The organism is Paenarthrobacter sp. UW852, assembly GCF_024608385.1.
Classification (GTDB): Bacteria; Actinomycetota; Actinomycetes; order Actinomycetales; family Micrococcaceae; genus Arthrobacter.
Genome location: NZ_JAMSGY010000006.1, coordinates 167127 through 189343, shown reverse-complemented (window position 1 = coordinate 189343; position 22217 = coordinate 167127). Strand labels below are relative to the sequence as shown.

The 22217-nt window shown below is 63.2% G+C and carries 24 protein-coding genes; 12 read left to right on the top strand and 12 right to left on the bottom strand.

The window, feature by feature from the left end; translation table 11 throughout:
• Nucleotides 1-115 precede the first annotated feature (115 nt).
• The 5 genes from NEK97_RS12600 to NEK97_RS12580 all read left to right on the top strand — a co-directional run bounded on the left by NEK97_RS12600 (nt 116) and on the right by NEK97_RS12580 (nt 6313).
• Nucleotides 116-1678 carry an aspartate aminotransferase family protein gene (locus NEK97_RS12600; protein ID WP_308292482.1) on the top strand — a complete coding sequence of 521 codons (1563 nt, stop codon included), beginning with the start codon at nt 116-118 and terminating at the stop codon, nt 1676-1678.
• Nucleotides 1675-3018, top strand: coding sequence for a lysine N(6)-hydroxylase/L-ornithine N(5)-oxygenase family protein (locus tag NEK97_RS12595; RefSeq protein WP_257370245.1), 1344 nt, complete (start codon nt 1675-1677; stop codon nt 3016-3018). Before NEK97_RS12600 ends, NEK97_RS12595 begins: the two co-directional genes overlap by 4 nt.
• A complete protein-coding gene (locus NEK97_RS12590) occupies nt 3015-3605 on the top strand; it encodes a GNAT family N-acetyltransferase (RefSeq protein WP_257370244.1) in 591 nt (196 codons plus the stop codon). The genes NEK97_RS12595 and NEK97_RS12590 overlap by 4 nt, the downstream gene beginning before the upstream one ends.
• Nucleotides 3602-5443 carry an IucA/IucC family siderophore biosynthesis protein gene (locus tag NEK97_RS12585; RefSeq protein ID WP_257370243.1) on the top strand — a complete coding sequence of 614 codons (1842 nt, stop codon included), beginning with the start codon at nt 3602-3604 and terminating at the stop codon, nt 5441-5443. The genes NEK97_RS12590 and NEK97_RS12585 overlap by 4 nt, the downstream gene beginning before the upstream one ends.
• A gap of 90 nt (nt 5444-5533) precedes the next feature.
• Nucleotides 5534-6313 (top strand): SDR family oxidoreductase, encoded by a 780-nt coding sequence (locus tag NEK97_RS12580; RefSeq protein WP_257370242.1) that lies wholly within the window; start codon nt 5534-5536, stop codon nt 6311-6313.
• Here the strand turns inward: NEK97_RS12580 and NEK97_RS12575 are convergent.
• A complete protein-coding gene (locus tag NEK97_RS12575; RefSeq protein ID WP_257370241.1) occupies nt 6310-6864 on the bottom strand; it encodes a TOPRIM nucleotidyl transferase/hydrolase domain-containing protein in 555 nt (184 codons plus the stop codon). The two genes, NEK97_RS12580 and NEK97_RS12575, sit on opposite strands and share 4 nt — an antisense overlap.
• Nucleotides 6865-6878: 14 nt before the next feature.
• Nucleotides 6879-7946 (bottom strand): FUSC family protein, encoded by a 1068-nt coding sequence (locus NEK97_RS12570; protein ID WP_257370240.1) that lies wholly within the window; start codon nt 7944-7946, stop codon nt 6879-6881.
• 133 nt (nt 7947-8079) lie between these two features.
• Between NEK97_RS12570 and NEK97_RS12565 the strand changes: the two genes are divergently transcribed.
• Complete coding sequence (locus NEK97_RS12565) at nt 8080-8550, top strand: SRPBCC family protein (RefSeq protein ID WP_257370239.1); 471 nt, start codon at nt 8080-8082, stop codon at nt 8548-8550.
• The gene (locus NEK97_RS12560; protein ID WP_257370238.1) at nt 8547-9062 is read left to right on the top strand and encodes a GNAT family N-acetyltransferase; all 516 of its coding nucleotides are present in this window, start codon (nt 8547-8549) and stop codon (nt 9060-9062) included. The genes NEK97_RS12565 and NEK97_RS12560 overlap by 4 nt, the downstream gene beginning before the upstream one ends.
• A 12-nt stretch (nt 9063-9074) precedes the next feature.
• Here the strand turns inward: NEK97_RS12560 and NEK97_RS12555 are convergent, their stop codons facing one another.
• Genes NEK97_RS12555 through NEK97_RS12545 form a run of 3 tightly spaced genes read right to left on the bottom strand, consistent with a single transcriptional unit; the run spans nt 9075 to nt 11082 of the window.
• Nucleotides 9075-9488: a VOC family protein gene (locus tag NEK97_RS12555; RefSeq protein ID WP_257370237.1), complete on the bottom strand. Its 414-nt coding sequence runs from the start codon at nt 9486-9488 to the stop codon at nt 9075-9077.
• 9 nt (nt 9489-9497) lie between these two features.
• Nucleotides 9498-10121, bottom strand: a complete 624-nt coding sequence (locus NEK97_RS12550; RefSeq protein WP_257370236.1) for an FMN-binding negative transcriptional regulator — start codon at nt 10119-10121, stop codon at nt 9498-9500.
• A 28-nt stretch (nt 10122-10149) separates the two neighbouring features.
• The gene (locus tag NEK97_RS12545; protein ID WP_257370235.1) at nt 10150-11082 is read right to left on the bottom strand and encodes a DMT family transporter; all 933 of its coding nucleotides are present in this window, start codon (nt 11080-11082) and stop codon (nt 10150-10152) included.
• Between NEK97_RS12545 and NEK97_RS12540 the strand changes: the two genes are divergently transcribed.
• On the top strand, nt 11081-12496 hold the full coding sequence (locus NEK97_RS12540) for a PLP-dependent aminotransferase family protein (RefSeq protein WP_257370234.1): 1416 nt from the start codon (nt 11081-11083) through the stop codon (nt 12494-12496). The two genes, NEK97_RS12545 and NEK97_RS12540, sit on opposite strands and share 2 nt — an antisense overlap.
• A gap of 206 nt (nt 12497-12702) precedes the next feature.
• Here the strand turns inward: NEK97_RS12540 and NEK97_RS12535 are convergent, their stop codons facing one another.
• From NEK97_RS12535 to NEK97_RS12525, 3 genes are all read right to left on the bottom strand, one after another.
• Nucleotides 12703-14346, bottom strand: a complete 1644-nt coding sequence (locus NEK97_RS12535; protein WP_257370233.1) for an MFS transporter — start codon at nt 14344-14346, stop codon at nt 12703-12705.
• A 389-nt stretch (nt 14347-14735) separates the two neighbouring features.
• Nucleotides 14736-15194 carry a hypothetical protein gene (locus NEK97_RS12530; protein WP_235520260.1) on the bottom strand — a complete coding sequence of 153 codons (459 nt, stop codon included), beginning with the start codon at nt 15192-15194 and terminating at the stop codon, nt 14736-14738.
• Complete coding sequence (locus NEK97_RS12525; RefSeq protein ID WP_257370232.1) at nt 15191-16012, bottom strand: putative protein N(5)-glutamine methyltransferase; 822 nt, start codon at nt 16010-16012, stop codon at nt 15191-15193. Before NEK97_RS12525 ends, NEK97_RS12530 begins: the two co-directional genes overlap by 4 nt.
• Nucleotides 16013-16248: 236 nt before the next feature.
• On the opposite strand from NEK97_RS12525, the gene NEK97_RS12520 reads away from it, so the two are divergent.
• Together NEK97_RS12520 and NEK97_RS12515 are read left to right on the top strand one after the other, a co-directional pair.
• On the top strand, nt 16249-16449 hold the full coding sequence (locus NEK97_RS12520) for a hypothetical protein (RefSeq protein ID WP_257370231.1): 201 nt from the start codon (nt 16249-16251) through the stop codon (nt 16447-16449).
• Nucleotides 16450-16483: 34 nt separating this feature from the next.
• Nucleotides 16484-16744 (top strand): hypothetical protein, encoded by a 261-nt coding sequence (locus NEK97_RS12515; RefSeq protein ID WP_257370230.1) that lies wholly within the window; start codon nt 16484-16486, stop codon nt 16742-16744.
• Between the two features lie 38 nt (nt 16745-16782).
• Here the strand turns inward: NEK97_RS12515 and NEK97_RS12510 are convergent, their stop codons facing one another.
• A complete protein-coding gene (locus NEK97_RS12510) occupies nt 16783-19299 on the bottom strand; it encodes an ATP-dependent DNA ligase (RefSeq protein WP_257370229.1) in 2517 nt (838 codons plus the stop codon).
• A 38-nt stretch (nt 19300-19337) separates the two neighbouring features.
• On the opposite strand from NEK97_RS12510, the gene NEK97_RS12505 reads away from it, so the two are divergent.
• On the top strand, nt 19338-20204 hold the full coding sequence (locus tag NEK97_RS12505; RefSeq protein WP_257370228.1) for a Ku protein: 867 nt from the start codon (nt 19338-19340) through the stop codon (nt 20202-20204).
• 75 nt (nt 20205-20279) lie between these two features.
• Here NEK97_RS12505 and NEK97_RS12500 read toward each other — a convergent pair whose 3' ends face one another.
• From NEK97_RS12500 to NEK97_RS12490, 3 genes are all read right to left on the bottom strand, one after another.
• Entirely contained in the window at nt 20280-20546 is a 267-nt protein-coding gene (locus NEK97_RS12500; protein WP_257370227.1) for a Rho termination factor N-terminal domain-containing protein, read from the bottom strand.
• Nucleotides 20547-20632: 86 nt separating this feature from the next.
• Entirely contained in the window at nt 20633-21145 is a 513-nt protein-coding gene (locus NEK97_RS12495) for a DUF6328 family protein (RefSeq protein WP_257370226.1), read from the bottom strand.
• Nucleotides 21146-21245: 100 nt separating this feature from the next.
• On the bottom strand, nt 21246-21416 hold the full coding sequence (locus tag NEK97_RS12490) for a hypothetical protein (protein WP_235520254.1): 171 nt from the start codon (nt 21414-21416) through the stop codon (nt 21246-21248).
• 296 nt (nt 21417-21712) lie between these two features.
• Here NEK97_RS12490 and NEK97_RS12485 point away from each other — a divergent pair, with 296 nt between their 5' ends.
• Complete coding sequence (locus NEK97_RS12485; protein ID WP_257370225.1) at nt 21713-22192, top strand: Dps family protein; 480 nt, start codon at nt 21713-21715, stop codon at nt 22190-22192.
• Nucleotides 22193-22217: the final 25 nt, after the last annotated feature.

The window sequence follows — 22217 nt, the reverse complement described above, 5'->3', positions numbered from 1 at the left end:
AACCTCTAGAAACAGCCTTCCAAGCGAAATAGGTCACAAAAGTTTGACGGAAAGGCTTACCTAAGTAAGGCTTACCTTGCTAACAAGCGCCCCAAAGCAATGGAAGGAAGCTGACGTGACGTCACCAAGTGTCGAAGAGCGGATCGCTCAGGAGCAGGATTTTGGCTCCAAAGTGGAACTGGCCCTCGCCGCCACCAACCAGCTGTTCAACGCAAGAAATTCGCCCAGTTACGTCGCGCAGGTTCTGCAAGGAGTCAACGCTGTCTCCACCAAAGTGCAGCGGACCGCCAAGCCGTTCACCGGCGTCGGGCATGCTGAGCTGAAAGCGAAGGTTGGCGCCGTCGACCTCGAACGCCCACTGCCTGATACGGCAGCGGCCCTTGAGGAACTCGACGAGCTGTACCTCAAGGACGCCATCTACTTCCACGACGCCCGCTATGCGGCCCACCTTAACTGCCCGGTCGTCATCCCGGCGCTGGTTGGTGAGGCTGTTCTCTCGGCAGTGAACTCCTCCATGGACACCTGGGACCAGAGTGCGGGTGCCACCATGATCGAGCGCCGCCTGATCGACTGGACCGCTGAGCGCATCGGCTTCACCGCCGACGCCGATGGCGTGTTCACCTCGGGTGGCAGCCAGTCCAACTTCCAGGCGCTGCTGATGGCGCGCAACCACGCGGTGGCCACGCTGCGTGTCCGTAACTCCGAGGCCCGTCTGCCGCACTTGCTTGACCGCCTCCGGATCTTCACCTCTGCCGACAGCCACTTCAGCATTCAGAAGTCCGCGTCCATGCTGGGGCTCGGCTTCGACGCCGTTGTTGCCATACCCACTGCCGAAGACCACCGCATGGACCCCACCGCCCTTGCGGCTGCTTTGGCTGAAGCGCACGACGCCGGGCTGGTGCCGATGGCGGTTGTGGCCACCGCCGGGACCACGGACTTCGGTTCGGTTGATCCGCTTACCGAGCTCGCCGCATTGGTACGGGCTTACGATTCGTGGCTGCACGTTGACGCCGCCTATGGGGGAGGGCTCATTGTTTCGGGTCGCCACCGGCACCTCCTGGACGGGATCCACCTGGCCGACTCCGTCACGGTGGACTTCCACAAGACGTTCTTCCAGCCGGTCAGCTCAAGCGCGGTGCTGGTCCGCAATGGCTCCATGCTGGGACACGTCACCTACTACGCGGACTACCTCAATCCTGAGAGCGCCGCCAAGGCCGAGATCCCCAACCAAGTGGACAAGAGCATCCAGACCACGCGACGCTTCGACGCCCTCAAGCTGTGGCTGACCTTGCGGATCATGGGTGCCGACGCAATCGGAGCGCTTTTCGATGAAGCGATCGACCTCACCGCCCGGGTAGGTACGTTGCTGGCCAACGACAACGAATTCGAGCTCGCTGCCCCACCACAGTTAAGCACCCTGGTATTCCGTTACCGCCCGGTGGTTGACGGTCTTGTCATCGATGAAGACGCAGCCGATGCCATCAATCCCGCGATCCGCGCAGCGATTTTCGCCTCGGGTGACGCTGTGGTGGCGGGCACCAAGGTGGCTGGTCGCCACTACCTTAAATTCACCCTCCTCAACGCTGAGGCCTCCCTGCAGGACATCCAGGAAATCATCGAACTCATTCGCAGGACGGGCGCCAGCCTCCTCGCAAACACCACGGAGGCCGCCGCATGAGCACCCCAAACAACGGCAGGATTTACGACGTCGCAGGTATCGGCGTCGGGCCCTTCAACCTGGGCCTGGCGGCACTTAGCGAGCCGGTGGCGGATCTCGATTGCGTGTTCCTGGACCGCCGCGATTCCTTCGACTGGCACCCGGGCATGATGCTGGAGCCGGCACACCTGCAGGTTCCCTTCATGGCGGACCTCGTGACCCTCGCCGATCCGACGTCGCCTTTCTCTTTCCTGAATTTCCTGAAGCAGACCGGACGCTTGTACCGCTTCTATATCCGTGAGAACTTCTACCCCCTGCGCGCGGAGTACAACCAGTACTGCCAGTGGGTGGCGGGTCAGCTGGAGTCTGTCCGTTTTAGCACAGATGTGCTGGATGTGACCTACGACGACGGCGTGTACCACCTTTCGGTGCAGGGCCCCGAGGGCGTTGAGGTGCTTCGCGCCCGGAAACTGGTCCTTGGCACAGGCACATCGCCCTATGTACCGGACGCCTGTGCAGGAATAGTAGACGCCGGGGGACTGGTCCTCCACAACGCCGACTACCTGTCGAGGAAGAGTGAGCTGCAGTCCAAGCGCAGCATCACGATCGTGGGCAGCGGCCAGAGTGCGGCCGAGCTGTACTACGAACTCCTTCAGGAAATTGATGTCTACGGCTACCAGCTCAACTGGGTAACCCGTTCCGGCCGCTTCTTCCCGCTCGAATACACCAAACTCACGCTGGAGATGACCTCGCCGGAGTACGTGGACTACTTCCATTCGCTCCCCGGCGAGCAGCGCGACCACCTGATCAAGAACCAGAAGAACCTGTACAAGGGCATCAACTCGGACCTGATTGACGACATCTACGATCTCCTCTACACCAAGAGTCTCTCCGGCATGGTGGACACCCAGCTGCACACGCACTCGTCGTTGACTGCAGCCGAGTGGGACGGCTCCACCGGCACCCACACACTCCAGCTTCACCATGAAGAACACGGGCGGGACTACCCCCTGGAGTCTGAAGCCGTAGTGCTCGCCACCGGCTACAGCTACAAGGAACCCGCCTTCCTGGCAGGGATCCAGGATCGAATCCGCCGCGACTCCAAAGGCCGTTTCGACGTCGAGCGCAACTACGGAACCGGCGTCGAACCCGGCGAAATCTTCGTCCAGAACGCCGAGCTCCACACGCACGGTTTCGTCACCCCGGACCTGGGCATGGCCGCCTACCGCAACTCCTGCATTCTGCGCGAAATCACGGGTCGCGAGGTCTACCCAATCGAGCGCAGCATCGCATTCCAGCAATTTGGCGCACCGGCTCCCGTGGTGGCCAGCCTGCCGGAAACAACTGGAGTAACCGTATGAGTTTCACATTTCGGCCCGTGGATCCCGTGGCCGATGCACCTGTCCTCCACAGCTGGGTCAGCCAGGAGTACGCCCGCTTTTGGGGCATGGTGTCGGCCACCGAACGGGACGTAGTGGAGGAGTACTCGCGAATAGCCGGATCGGACCACCACCAGGCGTTCTTAGGGCTCGACGACGGCGTCCCCGCCTTCCTGATGGAACGGTACCGCCCGGAATCGTCGCCTTTGGCGGACGTCTACGAAGTCCAAGCCGGCGACGTCGGAATGCACCTGCTCGTGTCCCCACCCAGCCGGGAACCGCTGCCGGGCTACACCACCGCCGTTATGCAGTCCGTCATGACGGAACTGTTCGATGACCCTGCAACCCAGCGCGTCGTCGTCGAGCCTGACGCCCGGAACCACAAGATCCACGTGCTCAACGAAAAGGTGGGCTTCAGGCCACACGGCGTGGTGACGCTGCCCGCCGTCGATCCTGCCGAAGACCACAAAATGGGGCTCCTGAGCTTCTGCACCCGCGAGGATTTCCTCGCAACCCTGACCCCGATCCTGGCCGCGACTGCCGCGCCAACCAGAGGAGAATCCCTGTGACCACCACTGCCGATAACGTGACCACCGCGGCCGCTGCCTCGGTGTCCCACCTGACGCCTGAGCGTTGGGCCATTGCCAACCGGCACGTGGTACGGAAGGCGATTGCCGAGTTTTCACACGAACGGATCCTGGTCCCGGAGTTGATCCGGGAGGAAGGCGCCGGCGTCGGCCTGTACAAGGTGGTGAGCGACGACGACACCGTCGAGTACCGCTTCCGGGCGCGCGTCCTGCAACTGGAGCACTGGTCTGTTGTCGCGGACTCCATCGTTCGGTTGCGGGATGGCCAGGAGCTTCCGGTGGACGCCTTGGATTTCATTGCCGAATTCCACGAAGCACTGGCCATCCGCCAGGAAATGCTGCCCGTGTACCTCGAGGAAATCAGCAGCACGCTGGCCAGCCACGCGTACAAGCAAGGCAAGCCGTTCTCCTCCGCGCAACTGGCGGCAGGCGTCAGCGGAGGCGCGGATCGTGCCCTTGACTTCCAAGCCATCGAGCACAGCATGACGGAGGGGCACCCCTGCTTCGTGGCCAACAATGGCCGGCTGGGATTCGGGATCGCGGACTACCATGCGTTCGCGCCGGAAACCGGCGCCATTGTGAAGCTGCAGTGGATCGCCGTGCATCGCAGCAAGGCAGTATTTACCTCGAGCGCCGGGCTGGATTACCGCACGCACTTCGAAGCTGAACTCGGGCCGGCCACGTTGGCTTGGTTCAACGCGGAGCTTTCCGCGTCAGGGCTGGATCCGGAGGACTACCTCCTCATGCCCGTCCACCCATGGCAGTGGGACAACAAGCTCACCGTGACGTTCGCGGCAGAAATCGCCCAGCGCCACATCGTGAACCTTGGCACCGGTGAGGATTCCTACCAGGCACAGCAGTCCATCCGGACGTTCTTCAATACCGACCACCCAGAGAAGGCGTACGTCAAAACGGCGATGTCCGTGCTGAACATGGGCTTCATGCGTGGGCTCTCGCCGCAGTACATGAAGGCAACGCCGGCCATCAACGATTGGTTGCAGGAATTGATCGGCAATGACCAGGAGCTCCAGAACCGGGGCCTGGCCATGATCCGTGAAACAGCGGCCATCGGCTATCACAACCACTATTACGAGGCTGCTTCGGCCAAGGGTTCGCCCTACCGCAAGATGCTCTCGGCCCTGTGGAGGGAAAGTCCATTGCCGTTGCTCAAGGACGGACAGCAGCTGGCCACCATGGCGTCGCTGCTGCACGTTGATGGCACCGGCCAGTCCATGGTTTCCGCCCTCATTGCGCGATCTGGGCTGGCTCCCACCGAGTGGCTGCGCCGCTACTTCGAGGCGTATCTTGTGCCGCTGCTTCACTGCCTCTACCAGTACGAACTCGCGTTCATGCCGCACGGCGAAAACGTCATCCTGATCCTTGAGGACGGTGTGCCGGTACGGGCGATCATGAAGGACATTGCCGAGGAAATCGTGGTGATGGGGGACCGGCTGGAACTGCCGGAAGAGGTTTCGCGCATCAAGGCCGAAATCCCGGCCGAGGAAATGGTCCTGGCCATATTCACCGATGTTTTCGACTGCATCTTCCGCTTCCTGGGAGCAATCCTTGTGGAGGACGGGACGCTGGGCGAGGACGGGTTCTGGGGCACTGCCGCAACTGTTGTGAAGGAGTACCAGCAGCGTCACCCGGAGCTCGCGGATCAGTTCGCCATGCATGATTTGTTCGCTCCGGACTTCGAACTCTCCTGCCTCAACCGGCTCCAACTGCGGAACAACCAGCAAATGCTGGACATCTCGGATCCATCGGGCGGGCTGCAGATGGCGGGGCGCCTGGCCAACCCCTTGGCGAAGTTCGTCTGACACCCCGCGAGGGGTTAGGTCTCGGCACCCTCGGCGTGGGCAAGGGGGTGGGAGCTAACCCCTCGGCGTGGGGGCAGCTAGTCTTGGCCCATGACGACTCGAGCCAATGAACTCACCGCCCTGGTCACCGGTGCGACGGCGGGGATCGGTGCTGAATTCGCCCGCCAACTCGCCGAATCGGGGCACCACCTGGTGCTGGTGGCCCGTGACGAGCAGCGCCTGAAGGACAAAGCCGCGGAGCTCGAACGCGACTTCAGTATCTCGGCGGAGGTCCTGCCCGCAGACCTGACAACCGACGTCGGCGTTTCGGCAGTAGCGGACCGTCTCAGGGATGCCGAAAGGCCCGTGGACGTGCTGGTGAACAACGCCGGACTGGGGCTCCTGAAGTCGTTCGAGCGCAACGATTTGGAGGAAGAACGCCGGCATCTGAGACTGCATGTCCAGACGCCCATGGAGTTGTGCCACGCTGCCCTGGAGGTGATGTTGCCACGCGGAAGGGGCAGGATCATCAACGTTGCCAGCGTTGCCGCGTTCGCTAACCGGGGCACGTACTCGGCCGCCAAGGCATGGCAGGTGACTTTCAGTCGCTGGGCCAACCTCAGCTATGCGAAGTCCGGAGTCCAGGTCACTGCCGTGTGTCCGGGTTTTACTCATACCGAATTCCACGACCGCATGGGCATGGACAAATCCGTGGCTCCACGGTTCTTGTGGCTGACCGCAGAACGCGTGGTCCGTGTGGGGCTGGAAGACAACGCAAAGGGCAAAGGCGTTTCCATCCCCACCAAACGCTACAAAGTGGTCAGCTTCTTCGCGCGCATCTTGCCGGCAAGGCTGACGTCCGGGCCGCCGCGGAAGCCGCTGGAGCCCTAACTTTCACGCGTGAAGGCTTCAACGAGCCGCGCGAGCGGGTCGGGCGCTTGCCCCGCAGGTAAAGCGTCCACCAGTAACGGCGCGTAGCGGATCTTGTTGCCGCTCCGGCCGCCGAAGAACCGGCGCAACTGTGCAGGTTCCGGTTGCCCGCGCTGCGATGGTTGGCGTTGGAGGAGCCGGAACGACGCAAGCTCGCCCTGGGCGTCAATGACGTCCAGCACGGCGTCGACGCCGAGGCTGCGAATGAGTTCATCCTCCAGATCAGCCCGGCAAACATGGAACCCGAGCTCGTCCAGTGGCCCGGATCCGATCCCGGCCTTTTCCAGCGCGCGGGCGATGCCCCACGATTCACGTTCGTCACACAGGCCCAAGAGCCGGTGGTTCGCCCCACGCGGACCGTAACGGTCCAGGAAGTGGACGATGCTGGTGGCGCCTCCCATGGGAACCACCGTGACCCGCTCTGAGGCCAGGTCATGTCCGCAGCGACGAGCGAGTGACTCGACCGCGAGCCGGTCACTTTCGCCTTCGACCAACACCGTTGTCGCCTGCATGGAACCAGTATGTCTTATGGCCCCTGCGCGGCGGGCTTGGCCTGGGGCGCCCGCACAAGGACGGCGACGGCGATGCCCACCACGGCCCCGACGAACGTTTCGATGGCACGCTCCATCACCAGGACGCCGGGATCCATGGGCGACGCGAGTTGGGCGATCAGCAGGATCACCGGGGTGAAGAACACCATCGCCCAGCCATAGTGCCGGGCCATGAACAGCTCCGTGGGGAACTGGCACAGGACCACCACCGCCGCCAGGACCACGGTGGCGTGGCCGGGAAAGTACTGCAGGGGCGACAGCGGACTGGGGAAAAGAACGACGGCGACCACCACCAAACCGAGGAACGTCCCCACGATGCGGTGGATGCCCCGGTGGACGCGGCTGGGGAGATCGGCCCCGGCAAGCGGCACCGCCGCCGCAGCCATGGCCCAGTGGGGGTGGCCACTCACGCTCACCACACCGATGGCCCCAGCCACGCCAACCGCCAGCATGTAGCGGGTGGCGTGCACGAGTGCCGCTTGGCGCAGGGGCCCACTGAGCATTGGAACGTCGCGCGTAGCGCCGGCCACCCAGGCCCGGTGCCGGAACCAGCCGGCAAAGCCGACCACCAGGGAGAAGGCGGCGGACGCGGCTCCGATGAGTATCGCCGTCGTGAACGGGACGCTGGTTGGCACCGAAGCGCAGGCGCCCAAGGCGAGGATGCCAAAGAACGGACCAATTGGCTTCAGCCGCACGGCATCGGCATACAACGAGCCGAACCCTGCGAAGAGGGTAGCCACGAGCACCAACCACCACGAGTGGATGTGGTTCACGGACAGGACGACGCCGATGCTCAGCCCGCCCACCAGGATCAGCGCAGCCTGTGCTTGGTGCTTGAGCCGTAGCTGGTGGGTTTCGTTGCGGCCGTACATTCCGGTCAGCGCACCGAAGACTGCGTACATCATGAGGTCGGGACGTCCGATGAGGACCAGGACCAGCGCAGGCACGGCAACGCTGAGCGCAACGCGAACGGCTGAGAGGCGATCGTTGTTGGCCGGGCCAAGGCGGTGGAGTTCACGGGCGTGCGTCAAAAATGCGGGCACAGGGGAACACCACCAATCTTCCACGGTTTGCTTTCGAAATTATCAGGGCGGGCAAGCGTACCGCTATAAGCGCGGTCACAACACGTGGTGAGCTGGCGCGCTCTGAGGCGGAAAGGTCTGGGAAGATCAACGTATGCCTGTTGCTTTCGTTTGCCGCACCCGATCCACCATGCCGCCGCAGGAGCTGTTCGATCTTTCGCGGAACATCGACGCCCACGTGGAGTCGATGACCAAGAGCCGCGAGAAGGCCGTTGCAGGCGTCACGACGGGTCTGATCTCGGAAGGCCAGACCGTCACGTGGCAGGCATGGCACCTCGGAGTCCGGTTCCGCATGACCAGCCGTATTGTGCGGATGGAGGCCCCGGCGTCGTTCTCTGACGAACAGGTGAAAGGCCCCTTTAAGTACCTCCGCCACACCCACGAGTTCCGCCCCGACGGTAGTGGAACACTGATGGTGGACACGATCGAATTCGCGGCGCCTTTCGGCCCGTTGGGCCGCTTGGCGGAAAAGCTGATCCTCGCCCGGTACATGCAGAATCTCATTGAAAAGCGCAACGAATTCCTGGTGGCACAGGCACCGCCCGCGCTGGACGCACGGCAATGATCCGGCTCGCCCACGCCGATGACCTGCAGCTGATGCAGGATATTGAGCGCGCCGCGGGGGAAGTTTTCCGGCAGCTTGGCATGGACCCGATAGCGGACGATGAGCCGTTTCCCGTGGAGGTATTGGGCGCCTACGCCGCTGCCGGGCGGGCGTGGGTGTACGTCGACGGGCTCGATTACCCGGTGGCGTATCTCCTGGCTGATGTCGTGGACGGCGAGGGCCATGTTGAACAGGTCAGCGTCCACCCCGACCAAGCCCACCAGGGCATTGGCCGCGAGCTCCTCCACGCCGCCCGCGTCTGGGCCAGGGGCCACGGAATGCATCGGCAGACCCTCAGTACGTTCCGGGATGTGCCCTGGAACGCTCCGTATTACCGGCGGCTCGGTTTTGAAATGCTCGACGCCGGTAGCTGGGGTCCGGAGCTCACCCGCCTTATGGAACACGAGGCGGAGTTGGGCCTGACCCGCTGGCCGCGGGTGGCTATGTGGCGCCCGGTGGTCCCGCCCACCTAGCCGGCAGTGCACCTAGTCGGCGGCCACCAGCTCAACTTCGTAGCTGTCGGTGTTGATCAGGTAAGCGGCGTAGTGGTCCGGGCCGCCGGCGTGCGGGTACTTGGATTCGAACATTTCGTACCAACCCGCGTCCGCTCCGAGCTCGCGGATGCGGTCCACGTTTTCCCGCGTGCCAGCGTGGAAGGCAACGTGGTTCACCCCCGGATCGGTGCGGCGGTGAGCGGTGCCGGTGATGGCATCGGAGCACTCCACCACGACGTAGGTCCCACCAAGTTTCCAGCTGCAACCAGTGGGCCACTCCTGGAACGGCTCATAACCGAGCTCGCCCAGCAGCCACCCCCACTCTGCCCGTGCACGGTCCAGGAACGGCACCCAGATTTCGAGATGGTGAACGGCCCCCACGGACCCAGCTGCAACCTCACGCATGCGCCGAGTCTACGAGGTCCGGGCCCTTTCCACATCGGCGGCGCTCGCAGAATCTCCACGGGCCCGAAGCCCGGCGACGACGCCATCCACGTCGTCGGCCGAACGGTTTTGGCTGAGTTTCGTTTTAGCCTCCACCCGGCTGATGACAAGTTCGACGCCGACAATCGCCCGCAGTTGCCCGGCAATGAACCGCTCGGGGGCTTCGTCCACTGTCCAGGGTTTGGGCATGCCGGCCTCGTTCCGGTCGGACAGGTGACGGACGTGCGTTGCCAGCCAGTCGGCGTCGTCATGGATGATCAACTGGCCGTAAACATGCGCAGTGGAGTAGTTCCAGGTGGGTACCACCCGGCCGTGTTCGGCCTTGGAGGCGTACCAGGACGGCGAGATGTAGGCGTCGGCGCCCTGCACGATCATCAGGGCCTCACCGGTGACCGGCAAGGACCACTGCGGATTGTTCCTGGCCATATGGGCTTGCAGCGCACCATGCTCCCCGACTGAGGGGTCGTACACAAAAGGCAGGAGGGTTGCCTGCAGTCCCTCCGGGGACATGGTGACCAGGTTGGCGGCGCTGGTCTGCGTGAGCAACGAGTCAAGTGCTTCCGGTGAGGCGGCGAAATGTGCGGGGGTATACATGCGAGGTGTCCTTTCGGGGTGGCAGGTCTTAAGAGGCCGACGGCGGGTTGAGCCTGACGCGGACTGCGGCGCCTGCACAGAGAATCACCGCAAGGCCGCCCACCACGGTGGTCCAGTTCAGGGATTCGCCCAATAACAGCGCAGCCCATGCGATGCTCATGACCGGTTGGACCAGTTGGATTTGGCTGACCTGGGCCATGGGGCCGATCGCGAGCCCCCGGTACCAGGCGAAGAAGCCGAGGAACATGCTCACAACGCCAAGGTACGCGAAGCCCAGCCATTGAACGGGCGTGGCTGAGGGCAGTCCTGATCCCACGGACAGGGCCGTCAGCAGGATCATCACGGGCGATGCCACAACCAAAGCCCAGGAGATGGTCTGCCAGGCTCCGAGTTCGCGGGCCAACAAGCCGCCCTCCGCGTAGCCCACAGCCGCGGCCAGCACTGCGCCAAGAAGCAGCAGGTCGGCCCAGTGCAGTGAACCGAAACCGCCGGACTGGACCAGCGCGAAAGCGAGGGCCGCGATCACGCCTACTGCGGTGAGGACCCAGAACAGGAGGCGGGGCCGCTCCCGTCCCCGAATGACCGCTACCGTGGCGGTGGCTGCCGGAAGGAGTGCAATGACCACCGCTCCATGGCTGGCGGACGTGCTGGTAAGGGCGAAAGTGGTGAGCAACGGGAACCCCGCAACGATGCCTCCGGCTACTACGGCCAACCTGAACCATTGCCGGCCCCGGGGAAAGCGCTGCCGGGTCACGGCCAAGGCCAGTGCCGCCAGAAGGGCTGCCACTACGGCCCGGCCGGCACCAATGAACAGGGGCGAAAGTCCCTCAACGGCCACGCGGGTGAAGGGGACGGTAAAGGAGAAAGCGACGACTCCCAGGAGGCCCCACCATATGCCGGTTGAGGTCTTGGGGGATATCACTGGCCGCGAAAGATTAGTAGCGCTACTATGTTGACTCATGAATAACGATAGCAGTTCCCGCATCGCTGTGGGACTGAAAGAGTGGATTTCGGAAGCCGCTCCGGGATCGAAGCTGCCATCAACCCGCCACCTCGTGGCCGAATACCAAGCCAGTCCGGTCACGGTCCAGAAGGCCTTGAGAACGCTGACTTCCCAAGGCTTGATCGAGAGTCGTCCGGGCGTGGGAACATTCGTCCGGGCGTACCGCACGGCGAGGCCATCGGACTACGGCTGGCAGACCGCTGCCCTCAGGTCGGCCCAGGCCCCGCGGCCCCTGAACTCTGCTGCCATGCGCAGCGCTTCCAACAATGCCATCGCTTTTCATTCCGGATATCCCGACCGCGAGCTTCTCCCGGAGCGGCTGGTCCGCGCCGCCCTCACGCGGGCTGCCAGGGGAGAAGCCGCCCTCTCAAGGCCGCCGGCGCAGGGCATCCCTGAGCTGCAATCATGGTTCGCGCAGGAACTGGGCGCCTCCACGCCGGTTGGCGTCACGCCGCCCCAGCCGAGCGACGTCGTCGTTCTTCCCGGGAGCCAAAGCGGACTCAGCTCCATTTTTCGCGGACTTGTGGGCCACGGCCAACCACTGCTGGTGGAATCGCCCAGCTACTGGGGCGCGTTGCTGGCCGCGGGTCAGGCCGGCGTGAACATCATCCCCGTACCGAGCGGCCCCGAAGGTCCCGATCCCGACGAGCTGGACAGGGCCTTCGAGGAATCCGGGGCCCGGCTCTTCTACGCGCAGCCAAACTTCGCCAACCCCACGGGAGCTCAGTGGTCGGCCAAGCGTGGGGAAGAGGTGCTGCGGATCGTGCAGCACCATGGCGCTTTCCTTGTGGAGGATGACTGGGCCCACGATTTCGGGATCACGGCGCCTTCCGCGCCGATAGCTGCCAAGGACGATTCCGGCCACGTGGTCTACATCCGCTCGTTGACCAAAAGCGTGTCGCCGGCCGTTCGGGTTGCGGCGATTATTGCCCGCGGACCCGCCCGGGAACGGATCATGGGCGCACAGGCCGCCGAGTCGATGTACGTTAGCGGATTGCTGCAGGCGGCAGCGCTCGACGTCGTCACTCAGCCCGGGTGGCAAACCCACCTTCGCGGGCTCAGCCATCAGCTGCAGTCGCGCCGCGATCTTCTGGTCTCCAGCCTCGCGGAACACGTCCCCGAAGCCCACCTCAGCAACCTGCCCAAAGGCGGCTTGAACCTGTGGCTGCGGATGCCGGACGGGTTCGACGTCGAGCAGCTCACCAAGGATTGCGAAGCGGCGGGGGTGCTCATTGCAGCAGGGACCGAGTGGTTCCCAGCAGAGCCGGAAGGGCCGCACATCAGGCTCAACTACGCTGGACCCAACCCCGGAGCGTTCCCGGAGGGCGCGCGGATTATTGGGGAAGCGGTGCGGAAGTTGCTGTCGTCCTAAGGGCCCGTTGCAGGCCCGCAGTTCCGTCGTTGGCCAACAACGAAACAGCGGGTGAGCAACGTGCAGGTGGTGCCTTAACGACCGTAGCCACCAACCTCAAGGAGAGCGCCTTGGGGTTGGTGGCTACGTTGGGCGGCGCTTGGCCGCGAACTATCCGTGTCGCTTGCAGTGTTAATTACTGCTCAGAAGTTGCAGGCAAAGAGTTCCTAAGCGGGGGTCAGGTCCTTGTTGCCTTTGCCGAACACTGCGTCATCAATGGGCTGGCCGTCGAACGGCATCTCGTCCAGGTTGATGAGCGGGTTGGTGTCCTGCGTTGCGACGAGCTCGCGCGCTTCAGCCTGGGTGTCTACGCTGGGCATGGAGCCCGGCAGCGGACGCTGGGCGGATTCACGCAGGAAGAAGATGGCAATCGCACCGATGATGGACGTGGCCATCAGGTAGTACGCCGGCATCATGTCATCGCCGGTGCCCTCGATCAGGCCCTGCACGATGAACGGCGTGGTTCCGCCGAAGATGGCCACCGAGAAGTTGTAGGCAATACCCATTCCGCCATAACGGCTGGACGTCGGGAACAACGCGGGGAGGGCCGAGGCCAGGTTGGCGATGTAGAACGTCACTGGGAAAGCGATCAGTGCCAGGCCAGCCAGCGTGGACCAGATCTCACCGATGCCGATCAACATGAAGGCCGGAACCGAGAAGACAATGGTGCTGCCTGCACCAATCCACAGGACGGGGCGGCGGCCAATGCGGTCCGAGAGCTTACCGGTCAGCGGGATGCACACGGCCATGATCACCAGGACCGGGATGGTCAGCAGGGTGCCGTGGACGGGGTCGTAGCCCTTGGAATCCGTGAGGTACGTGGGCATGTAGGACGTCAGGGCGTAGCCGACGGTGTTGGCTGCGGCTGCGAGGATCATGGCCAGGATGATTTGGCGCCAGTATGCCTTGATGATGCCAACGGGACCCTTGGCAACAGCTGCGTCCTGCGAGGCTGCGTTCTTGGCCGTGGCTTCCTGGGCGTCCAGTGTTGCCTGGAACTGGGGGGATTCTTCGATCTTGCTGCGGAAGTAAACAGCGATCAGGCCCAGCGGCCCGGCGATCAGGAACGGAATCCGCCAACCCCACTCCTCCATGGCAGCCTGTCCGAGCGTGAGCTGCAGGATGGAAACCAGGGCGGCGCCGAGGGCGAAGCCAATGTAGCTGCCCATATCCAGGAAGCTGGCGAAGTAGCCACGGCGCTTGTCCGGCGCGTACTCGCTGACGAAGGTGGTGGCACCGGCGTACTCGCCACCGGTGGAGAAGCCCTGGATCAGCTTCAGGATCACCAGCAATGCGGCGGCCCAGATGCCGATCTGCGCATAGCCGGGAAGGAGGCCGACGGCGAACGTGCTTGCCGCCATGATCATCAGTGTTGCTGCAAGTACCTTCTGGCGGCCCACCTTGTCGCCGAGCCAACCGAACACGACGCCGCCGAGGGGGCGCGCGATGAAGGTTGCAGCGAAGGTGCCCAGCAGGAAGAGTGTCTGGACGGACTTGTCCGCTTCAGGGAGGAATACAGGTCCCATGGTGGTGATGAGGTAGCCGAAAACGCCAACGTCGTACCATTCCATGGTGTTGCCGACGATGGTGCCGCCGAGTGCTTTCCTCAGCATGGGCTTGTCCACCACGTTGACGTCGGACTCCTTGAGCCGACGCTTCGGGCGAAGCTTTGTCTTCTTCGCCGCGTTCTTTACTGCGTTCATTGCGTTTGCTGCGTTTGCGGCGGCCGGGTTGCGGCCTGCCGATACCTGCTGTCCGGTGGCGTTCCTTGCGCCATCCGGAGAGACGGTGTTGCTTTGGTCTGTGGGCATTTGGGCTTCTCCTAGGGAGGTCATTTGCTTGCGACTTCTGCTGCCCCGCTCTGGGCAGGCCTTCAATTTTACGCGGTTTTGGCCCAAAACCCGAGTTGAGATCCGATTTTTGGACCGTCTGGGGGTGCAAATTGCCTAGTTGTGTTGCATCTCATTGCCCGCTCTTGCCCCGCAAACACGCGGATTTCGGCCCGGTTTTGCCCACAAAGCACGTTGTTACCAAATTGTTTAGCCAAGCCCACCAAAAGGGGCGGAAACGGAGTCAAAAACTGACGGATTGCTTGGTCATCGTGGTGCTCATCGCGTGGCGGAACGGTGCGTCCAAGCGTGGTCGGTAGAAGGTGCCGGTACGGAAGCACGATCCGACCTGGCAAGTTCCGATCTTCCGATCATCTGATCGTTCGGACTTCCGCGCAGGCACCTACGGGTACGGAGGGGTGGCCGAAGAGGACGAAGTGGGTTCCATCTTTTTCTTTCACTGCTACATTGCTGGGCTGGTAGAGCTGAACTGCGGACTCGCAAATTGCTATGGCAGTCTTCGCTGCATCACTGTCCGCTGCTCCGCGTGGGTCAATGAGTGTGGTGTCGATGCTGAGCCTGCCTGGTTCCGTCTCGGTCACGGCGGTGATGCTACCTGCCCAAGCCGCAGAGGCGTTTGCCGTCTTAAAGTCTGCAGTCTTGTCGACCTCGCCAGATGCGGTCGGGACAGCCTCAGTGGCTACTGCCGGCTGGCTGGCCTCCGTCTTTGTTACAGGCGCGCTGGGCGCGGATCCGGCTTGGGTCGCGGCTGATGAACATCCCGCGAGCAGAAAGCCGGCAACGGCGAGTGGGATGAGTTTCTTGTTCATTGTTGTCCAATGTCCGAAGGCCCCAGGTGAAGTGAACCCAGCACCACGGTTGCCCCGAGCGACTCATCCGAAACCACTGTGGCCGCGAGCCCCGCACCCACCATGATCGCGGCCGTTTCGGATGCCTGTGCCGTGGAGGTCTCGATCAGCAGGGCACCACCCGGTGCCAGCCACTCAAGTGCCCCGGACGCCACTCGACGCTGCACCGCAAAACCGTCAGCTCCGCCGTCGAGCGCCACCATCGGCTCGTGGAGCCGGGCCTCCGGCGGCATCATCCCGATGGACCCGGTGGGCACGTAGGGTGCGTTGGCCAGGAGCACATTGACTTGCCCCCGGAGCCTGCGGGGGAGTGCCTGGTAGAGGTCACCTTGGTGGACGTGGCCGCCGCGGGGTTCCACATTGCGCCGGGCACACTGGACCGCGGCCGGATCGATGTCGGCAGCGTGCAGCTCGAGCCCACCCATCAGTTCAGATAAAGCTGCGCCTATCGCGCCGGAGCCACAGCAGAGGTCGACGACGACGGCGCGGCGCCCCTCGGTTGACGGCCGGACGATGGCCGCTGCCTGCCGGACCAGGAACTCCGTACGACGCCGCGGAACGAATACGCCGGGTCCCACAGCCATCCGCTGCCCGCAGAAATCGACCCACCCCACGATGTGTTCGAGCGGGAGTCCGCGCACCCTGTGATCAACCATTCGGGCCAGCTCGTCCGGGGTACTGGCCGCGCGGATCAGGAGCTGGGCTTCGTCTTCGGCGAAGACGCAGCCCGCAGCCCGCAAGGTGGTGACGATCGAAGCGATGCTGGTCACGGGAGCCATGCTAGCTGAGGGGTTCACAAACGTGGCGGAACTTGGTTAGGGTATGACGCATGGGAACACTGATTTTTGAGTAGACCGGCAGTGCCCGCCATGGTGCACCTGCTGCGTTTCAGAAGACAAAAATCCACGCCTGTTGAGGCTTGCCTCCATGCCGTTCCCGTTGTCGACGCCCTTTTCTTGAACCGCAACACACGGGATACGTGTCTCTTCAGGACTCACACACTTTAGGAGTCCATATGACCGCCAACCCTTCAGACCACAAGAACCAAGCCGCATCGGGCGGTATCAAATCCAAGCTCACGGACGCCCAGCGGGCGATGCTCGCCAGCAAGTCCGGTGGCGGAGCGCCAGCAGGATGGCAGAGCACCGGCAAAGGCCACAAGCCCACGTCCGCCAGCGGTAAGCAAGCCAAGACCGAGAAGAAGGTCCGCTGGTAAATCCATCGGACAGGCACACTGAAAGGGAAGAACCATGACTGCGAAGCATTCAGCAGAAAACATCAATCCTGAGGTTGCGAGCCACTTGGTGGAGTCCATGGACATGGCCCCGATGCCCGAACCTGCTGCCATAGCGTTGGCGCTGGGCGCGGATCAAAGCCAGCAGTGGCCGGACGGTAACGGCAAGCGCCGTCACCCGAAGGACCGCGACCAAGCCCACGGGCGCATGGGCCAGGGGGCCGCAGTGTCTGCGATCCACCGGACCAGCCGTCCGCAGATGCCACACTCCTCCTAGCCGCACTACTCCGACGCGGAAGCCAGCCCAACTGCCATTCAGTTGGGCTGGCTCACGTCCGAGGGGGACTTATCCGGGCGCCAACCACGCCACACCGGATGGCGCAGCCGGCCAGGGCCGGTCCAGTTGCCGAAAGTTACCTCAGCCACCAGGTCCGGGCGCACCCAGTGGGCGCCGGCCGCGTCCTCACGAGGGATGTCCGCGAACGGGGATTCGCTGGTGGCCCGTGATTCCAGTTGCCCGATAATGTCCCGCAGTTGCCAATCCTTGAACCCGGTCCCCACCCTGCCCACATAGTGCAGCTGGTCCCCGTCGGGGATGCCCAAGAGCAGCGCCCCGAAGGTTCCGCTCCGCGCGCCGGCCCCTGGCCGCCAACCGCCCACCACGACTTCCTGGCTTTGCTCCAGTTTGAGCTTGAGCCAGGCCCTGCTGCGGCGTCCCACGGCGTACCGGCTGTCCGCCTTCTTGGCCATGACCCCTTCCAGGCCCAACTCGGCGGCGCTGGACATGAGGTCTTCGACATCGTGGTCCAGTACGGCCGACAGATGCAGCGGACATCCTGCCTTCAGGCGTCCGGCGAACGCCGACAGCCTTTCGCGGCGCTCAACGTAAGGCAGCCCGATGAGGTCCGTGCCGTCGTCGTACATCAGGTCGAAAAGCATGAGCTGGACCGGAACCGAGGCCCTGGCGCGTTCGATATCGGCAGCCTTGGCCAGGTTCATCCGGAGTTGCAGCCGCCCGAAGTCGGGCCGGGAGCCCTTGCCTAGTGCCACGATTTCCCCGTCGGCAACAAAGTCGCCTTCCGGCCAGCAGGAGCGGTCGGTGAGCTCCGGATAAGTGGCCGTGAGGTCGTTGCCGTTGCGGCTCATGAGCCGGATCTTGCCCTCGGTTCCGGTGATGACGGCCCGGATGCCATCCCATTTGAGCTCGTACAGCCAGTCATTCCCGCTAAGGTCCGCCGTGGTCCCGGATGTGGCCAGCATGGGGGCGTAATCGCGGAGGGGCTGCTTGGCCGGGGGAGCGGCGGCCTTCGGGTCCTTCACGGGCGGAGTTCGGCGCGCTCCCGGCTGCTCCTTCATCAGGTGGATCAGCCAACGGTCGCCCGTATTGATTAACGCGAAACGCTTGGTGCCGCCCAGTCCACCTCCCGGTTGGCCGGTCAGGGTGGCAATGACTTCCTTGCCGTCGCGCCATTTCTCGCAGGTGTACTCGCCGCGGTCCCAAATGGTCATGGTTCCCGCCCCGTACTCGCCCTTCGGAATGATCCCGGCGAACGTTGCGTACTCCATGGGGTGGTCTTCGGTATGGACGGCCAGATTGTTCCGCTCGGGTGTTTCCGGAACACCACGGGGCAATGCCCAGGACGCCAGGACACCGTTGTGCTCCAAACGCAGGTCCAGGTGGTAGCGCCGTGCATGATGCTCCTGGATGACGAAGATGCCGCCGGGCGGCGGAGGGTCGCCCGGTTTTGGCTGTTCGGAGGATGTCGCGCTGGTCGCCGCCGCGGCAGCGGCCGACGACGACGGAAACGGCTCCGGGGTTTTCTCCGGATCGCGCATCCCAACATATTTAGCGAGACGGTTCTCCACCGTCACCACCCTGCCGCGCGAACCGCCCGAAGCAGCATCGCCGTCGTCGGTGTCTTCGCCGTGCGGCGGCAGGTGCCGGTCCGAGATGGGGGCGAAATGGTCCTTGCCGGTCCGGACCCGTTCCATCACGGCGGTGTAGTCCAGATGGTCGAGCGTCGGGGAATCCAGTTCCCGCCAGGTGCGGGGCGCGGCAACCGTGGGGTGGGCTTTGCCGCGCAGGGAGTACGGCACGATGGTGGTCTTGTTGCCGCTGTTCTGGCTCCAATCCACCAGTACCTTGCCTGCGCGCAGGGACTTCTTCATGTCGCTGACCACCAGCCCCGGGTGGTCGGACTCCAAAGCGCGGGCAAGTTCATGGGCGAAGGCCGCAACCTGCTCCGACTTGAGGGTCCCGTCCAAACCTGTGTAAAGGTGGATGCCCTTGCTTCCACTGGTGACGGGGACGGGGTCCATGCCCATGTCCTGGAGGATGGAGCGGGCCAGCCTGGCCACCTCGACGCATTCAGGCAGCCCCGCGCCCGGGCCGGGATCGAGGTCCAGCACAAAACGGTCGGGGCGGAGCGGGTTGCCTGCGGCGTCAACCTGCCACTGTGGAACGTGGATCTCCAGCGAGGCGATCTGGGCCATCCACGTGAGCGTGGCCAGGTTGTTCACCATGGGGTAGTCGTTGGTGTGGTCCGAATGGTGGATGGTGGCGCGCGGTATCCATTTGGGCGCGGAGTCCTCCAGGTTCTTCTGGAAGAAAACCTGGCCCGGATGCTCGGCAGTGCCCACTCCGTTGACCCAGCGTTTGCGGGTGACGGGCCTGTTGGCCGCCGCGGGGATGAGGAACGGCGCCACGGCAGCGTAGTACTCCAGCACCTCGGCCTTGGTGGTGCCGGTTTCGGGGTAGATGATTTTGCCCAGGTTGGTGAGGGTGAGCTCGTGGCCCTCCACCACGACACGCTCCTTCTGCTTGCCTGCCACCTCTTCTCCTCTGCGTGCTTGTGCTGTTGACTGGGTTCATGAGGGCCATATGGAAGGGATCTATCGCGTTCGGTCTGGTCAACGTACCAGTGAAGCTCTACAGTGCCACGGAGGATCACGATATAAGCCTTCACCAGGTCCACAATAAGGACGGCGGCCGCATCAGGTACCAGCGGAAATGTGAAGTCTGCGGTGAAGTGGTGGCGTATGAGGACATTGATAAGGCCTACGAAGAGGAAGGCCAGACTGTAGTCCTGACGGCGGCCGAGTTGAAGTCCCTCCCGGAAGAGAGCAGCCGGGAAATCGAGGTAGTGGAGTTCATCCCTGCCGAGCAACTGGACCCCATCATGTACGAGCGCAGCTATTTCCTTGAACCTGACTCCAAGTCACCCAAGGCCTACATGTTGCTGCGACAGACCCTGGAAGACACGGACAGGATTGCCATAGTCCAGTACGCCCTGCGCCAAAAAACCCGTTTGGGGGCGCTCCGGGTGCGCGGGGACGTGCTCCTGCTGCAGGCGTTGTTGTGGGGGGACGAGGTCCGGGAAGCTAAGTTCCCGTCCCTGGAGACCGACGTCAAGATTTCGGACAAGGAACTCGAAATGTCCTCAGCCCTGGTGGACTCCATGGCGCACGACTTCGATCCCGAGGAATATACCGACGACTACCAGGCACAGCTGAAGACGCTGATCGAGGCCAAGCTGGAGAAGGGCGAGGCCCTGGACACGGAGGCCACCTTCGGCGTCGTGGAAGGCGAAGGCGAAGGTGGCGACGTCATCGACCTCATGGAAGCGCTCAAGCGCAGCCTCGACAAGAAACGCGGCAAGGAAAAGGCGTCCGACGACGACGCTGCCGCGACCAAGACTGCCAGCAAGCCTAAGGCGCGGGCCAAGAAAAAGGCGTGACCCGGCGTCGTCGTTCCGCACAAAAGCGGAGGCTGCCCCGCCAGGTGGCCACCGCTTTTTGTTTGCGCCTCTGAACTAGTGGTTCCGCAACATGGAGATGAGTTCAGCCTTCTTTTTTCCGGAATAGCCTTTGATGCCCAGTTCCTTGGCGCGGGCTTTCAATTTGTCCACGGTCCAATCGTCATAGTCGCCCGACTTTCCACCTTTACGGCCCACGGCCTTGCGCCCCTGCGCAGCAGCGGCGTTTGAGATGCGGGCGGCCTTTTCCTTGGATGCGCCATCCTCGCGAAGTTCTTTATACAGTTCGGGATCTTTGATGCTGGGATTCTTCTTTTCCGGCATGGTTCGTTTCCTTTCCCTGGTTAGGCGCCTGTCTTGTAGTGGGGTTCGGCAACGGACTTGCCGCGTTCGCTGAGGTACACGGAGGCTCAGCCCTCCTTTGAAGTGCCGTTGGTTGTCCCGGCCTGTTGTTGCAGCCACAGCGGCATGCCCACCACAAAAACCAGCAGGACCAGGATGATGCCGCCGCCGGCCACCAACCCCGCAGTCCTGCCGGCTGTCACGTCGAAGACCAGGGAGGCGGAGCCGGTAATCAGAAGGGCAACTCCTGCCAGGGCAAATTTGGTGATGACGTCAGCGCTGGAGACAAGGGTGGCTTTGAGCCCCCGCCGGAACAGCCGGCGGTGCACGCTCACCGGGACGACGATGAGCACAGTCGTCAAAGCTGCGGTCATGACGTTGAAGAGGTAAAGGTTCTGCTGCCAGTCGTCCAGTTCACTGAATCGGGCCTGGAAAGGGAGTGTCAGCAGGAAGCCCCCCAGGATCTGGACTCCCGTTTGGAGCACGCGCAGCTCCTGGATCAATTCCATCCAGTTCCGGTCCATCCGCTCTTCGGTGGACTCGTTACGTCCTACCCGCGGAATGTGATCCGGCTCCGTCATTGATGCACCTCGCAACTCTTGCTGGCCAATAGAAGCGACCGAGGACTGCTCCGACGCGCAGTTCCGCGCAGCGGGGCAGTCCTCGGCGGGGAACCTGGCTTCAGACCGTATGACCCCGGCGCCCTGACATGAAGCTCAGGAGCCAGCCAATGGCCGCCACTACGAGGAGGACGATTCCCACCCACAGCAGCCAGCTAAGGGCCTGGGAGAAGCCGCCCACAAGGAGAAGGACAATTGCTACTACACCAGCAATGATCAGAAGCGTATTCATGGTCAGCACATTCCTTTCTGGGGGAATCAACGGATTCCCAACTATGCATTCCGGTTTACTTCGATTTAGTTATGCCGGTACTTAGGGGCGTTCCGCCGCCCTCAAGTGCCTATCCGCTATCCCCAACAGGTCTTCACCGTAGGATGAAGTTCGCCAGTTGTGAACAGCAACACTCCTCATTGTACTACTAAGCAACCTTATGAAAGGCTTGTTGAAGTCGTCACTTGATGATTGGGCGGTGCCGCGATAAACAGGTGGCACGTATTGGCTCGGATGAACGTCCACGAGAGGAACACATGAAAGCGTCACAGCAGCTTGCAGACAACCTTCAGATCGTCCTGACAGACCTTATCGAGCTGCAGCTCCAGGGCAAGCAGGCCCACTGGAACATTGTGGGGCCCAACTTCCGGGACCTTCACCTTCAGCTGGATGAGCTGGTGGTGGCAACGCGCGAATTCGCCGACGACACCGCGGAGCGGATGAGGGCCCTTCACGCACTCCCCGATGGCCGCAGCGCCACCGTCGCCAAGGGCACGCGGCTTGAGGAATTCCCCGCCGGCCTGGTCAACACCAAGAACGCCGTCAAGCTGGTGACCGACCGCGTGGAGCGCGCAGTCCAGACCATGCGCGACGTCCATGATGAAGTGGATGAGGAAGATCCCACGACGGCGGACCTCCTGCACGCATTCATCTCCAGGCTCGAGCAGCTGGTGTGGATGATCAACGCCGAAATCATGAACGCAGGCGCATCTGTCACGGACCCGGACGAGGCCTAGCAAGCGCTCGGACCTGGCTGATCGC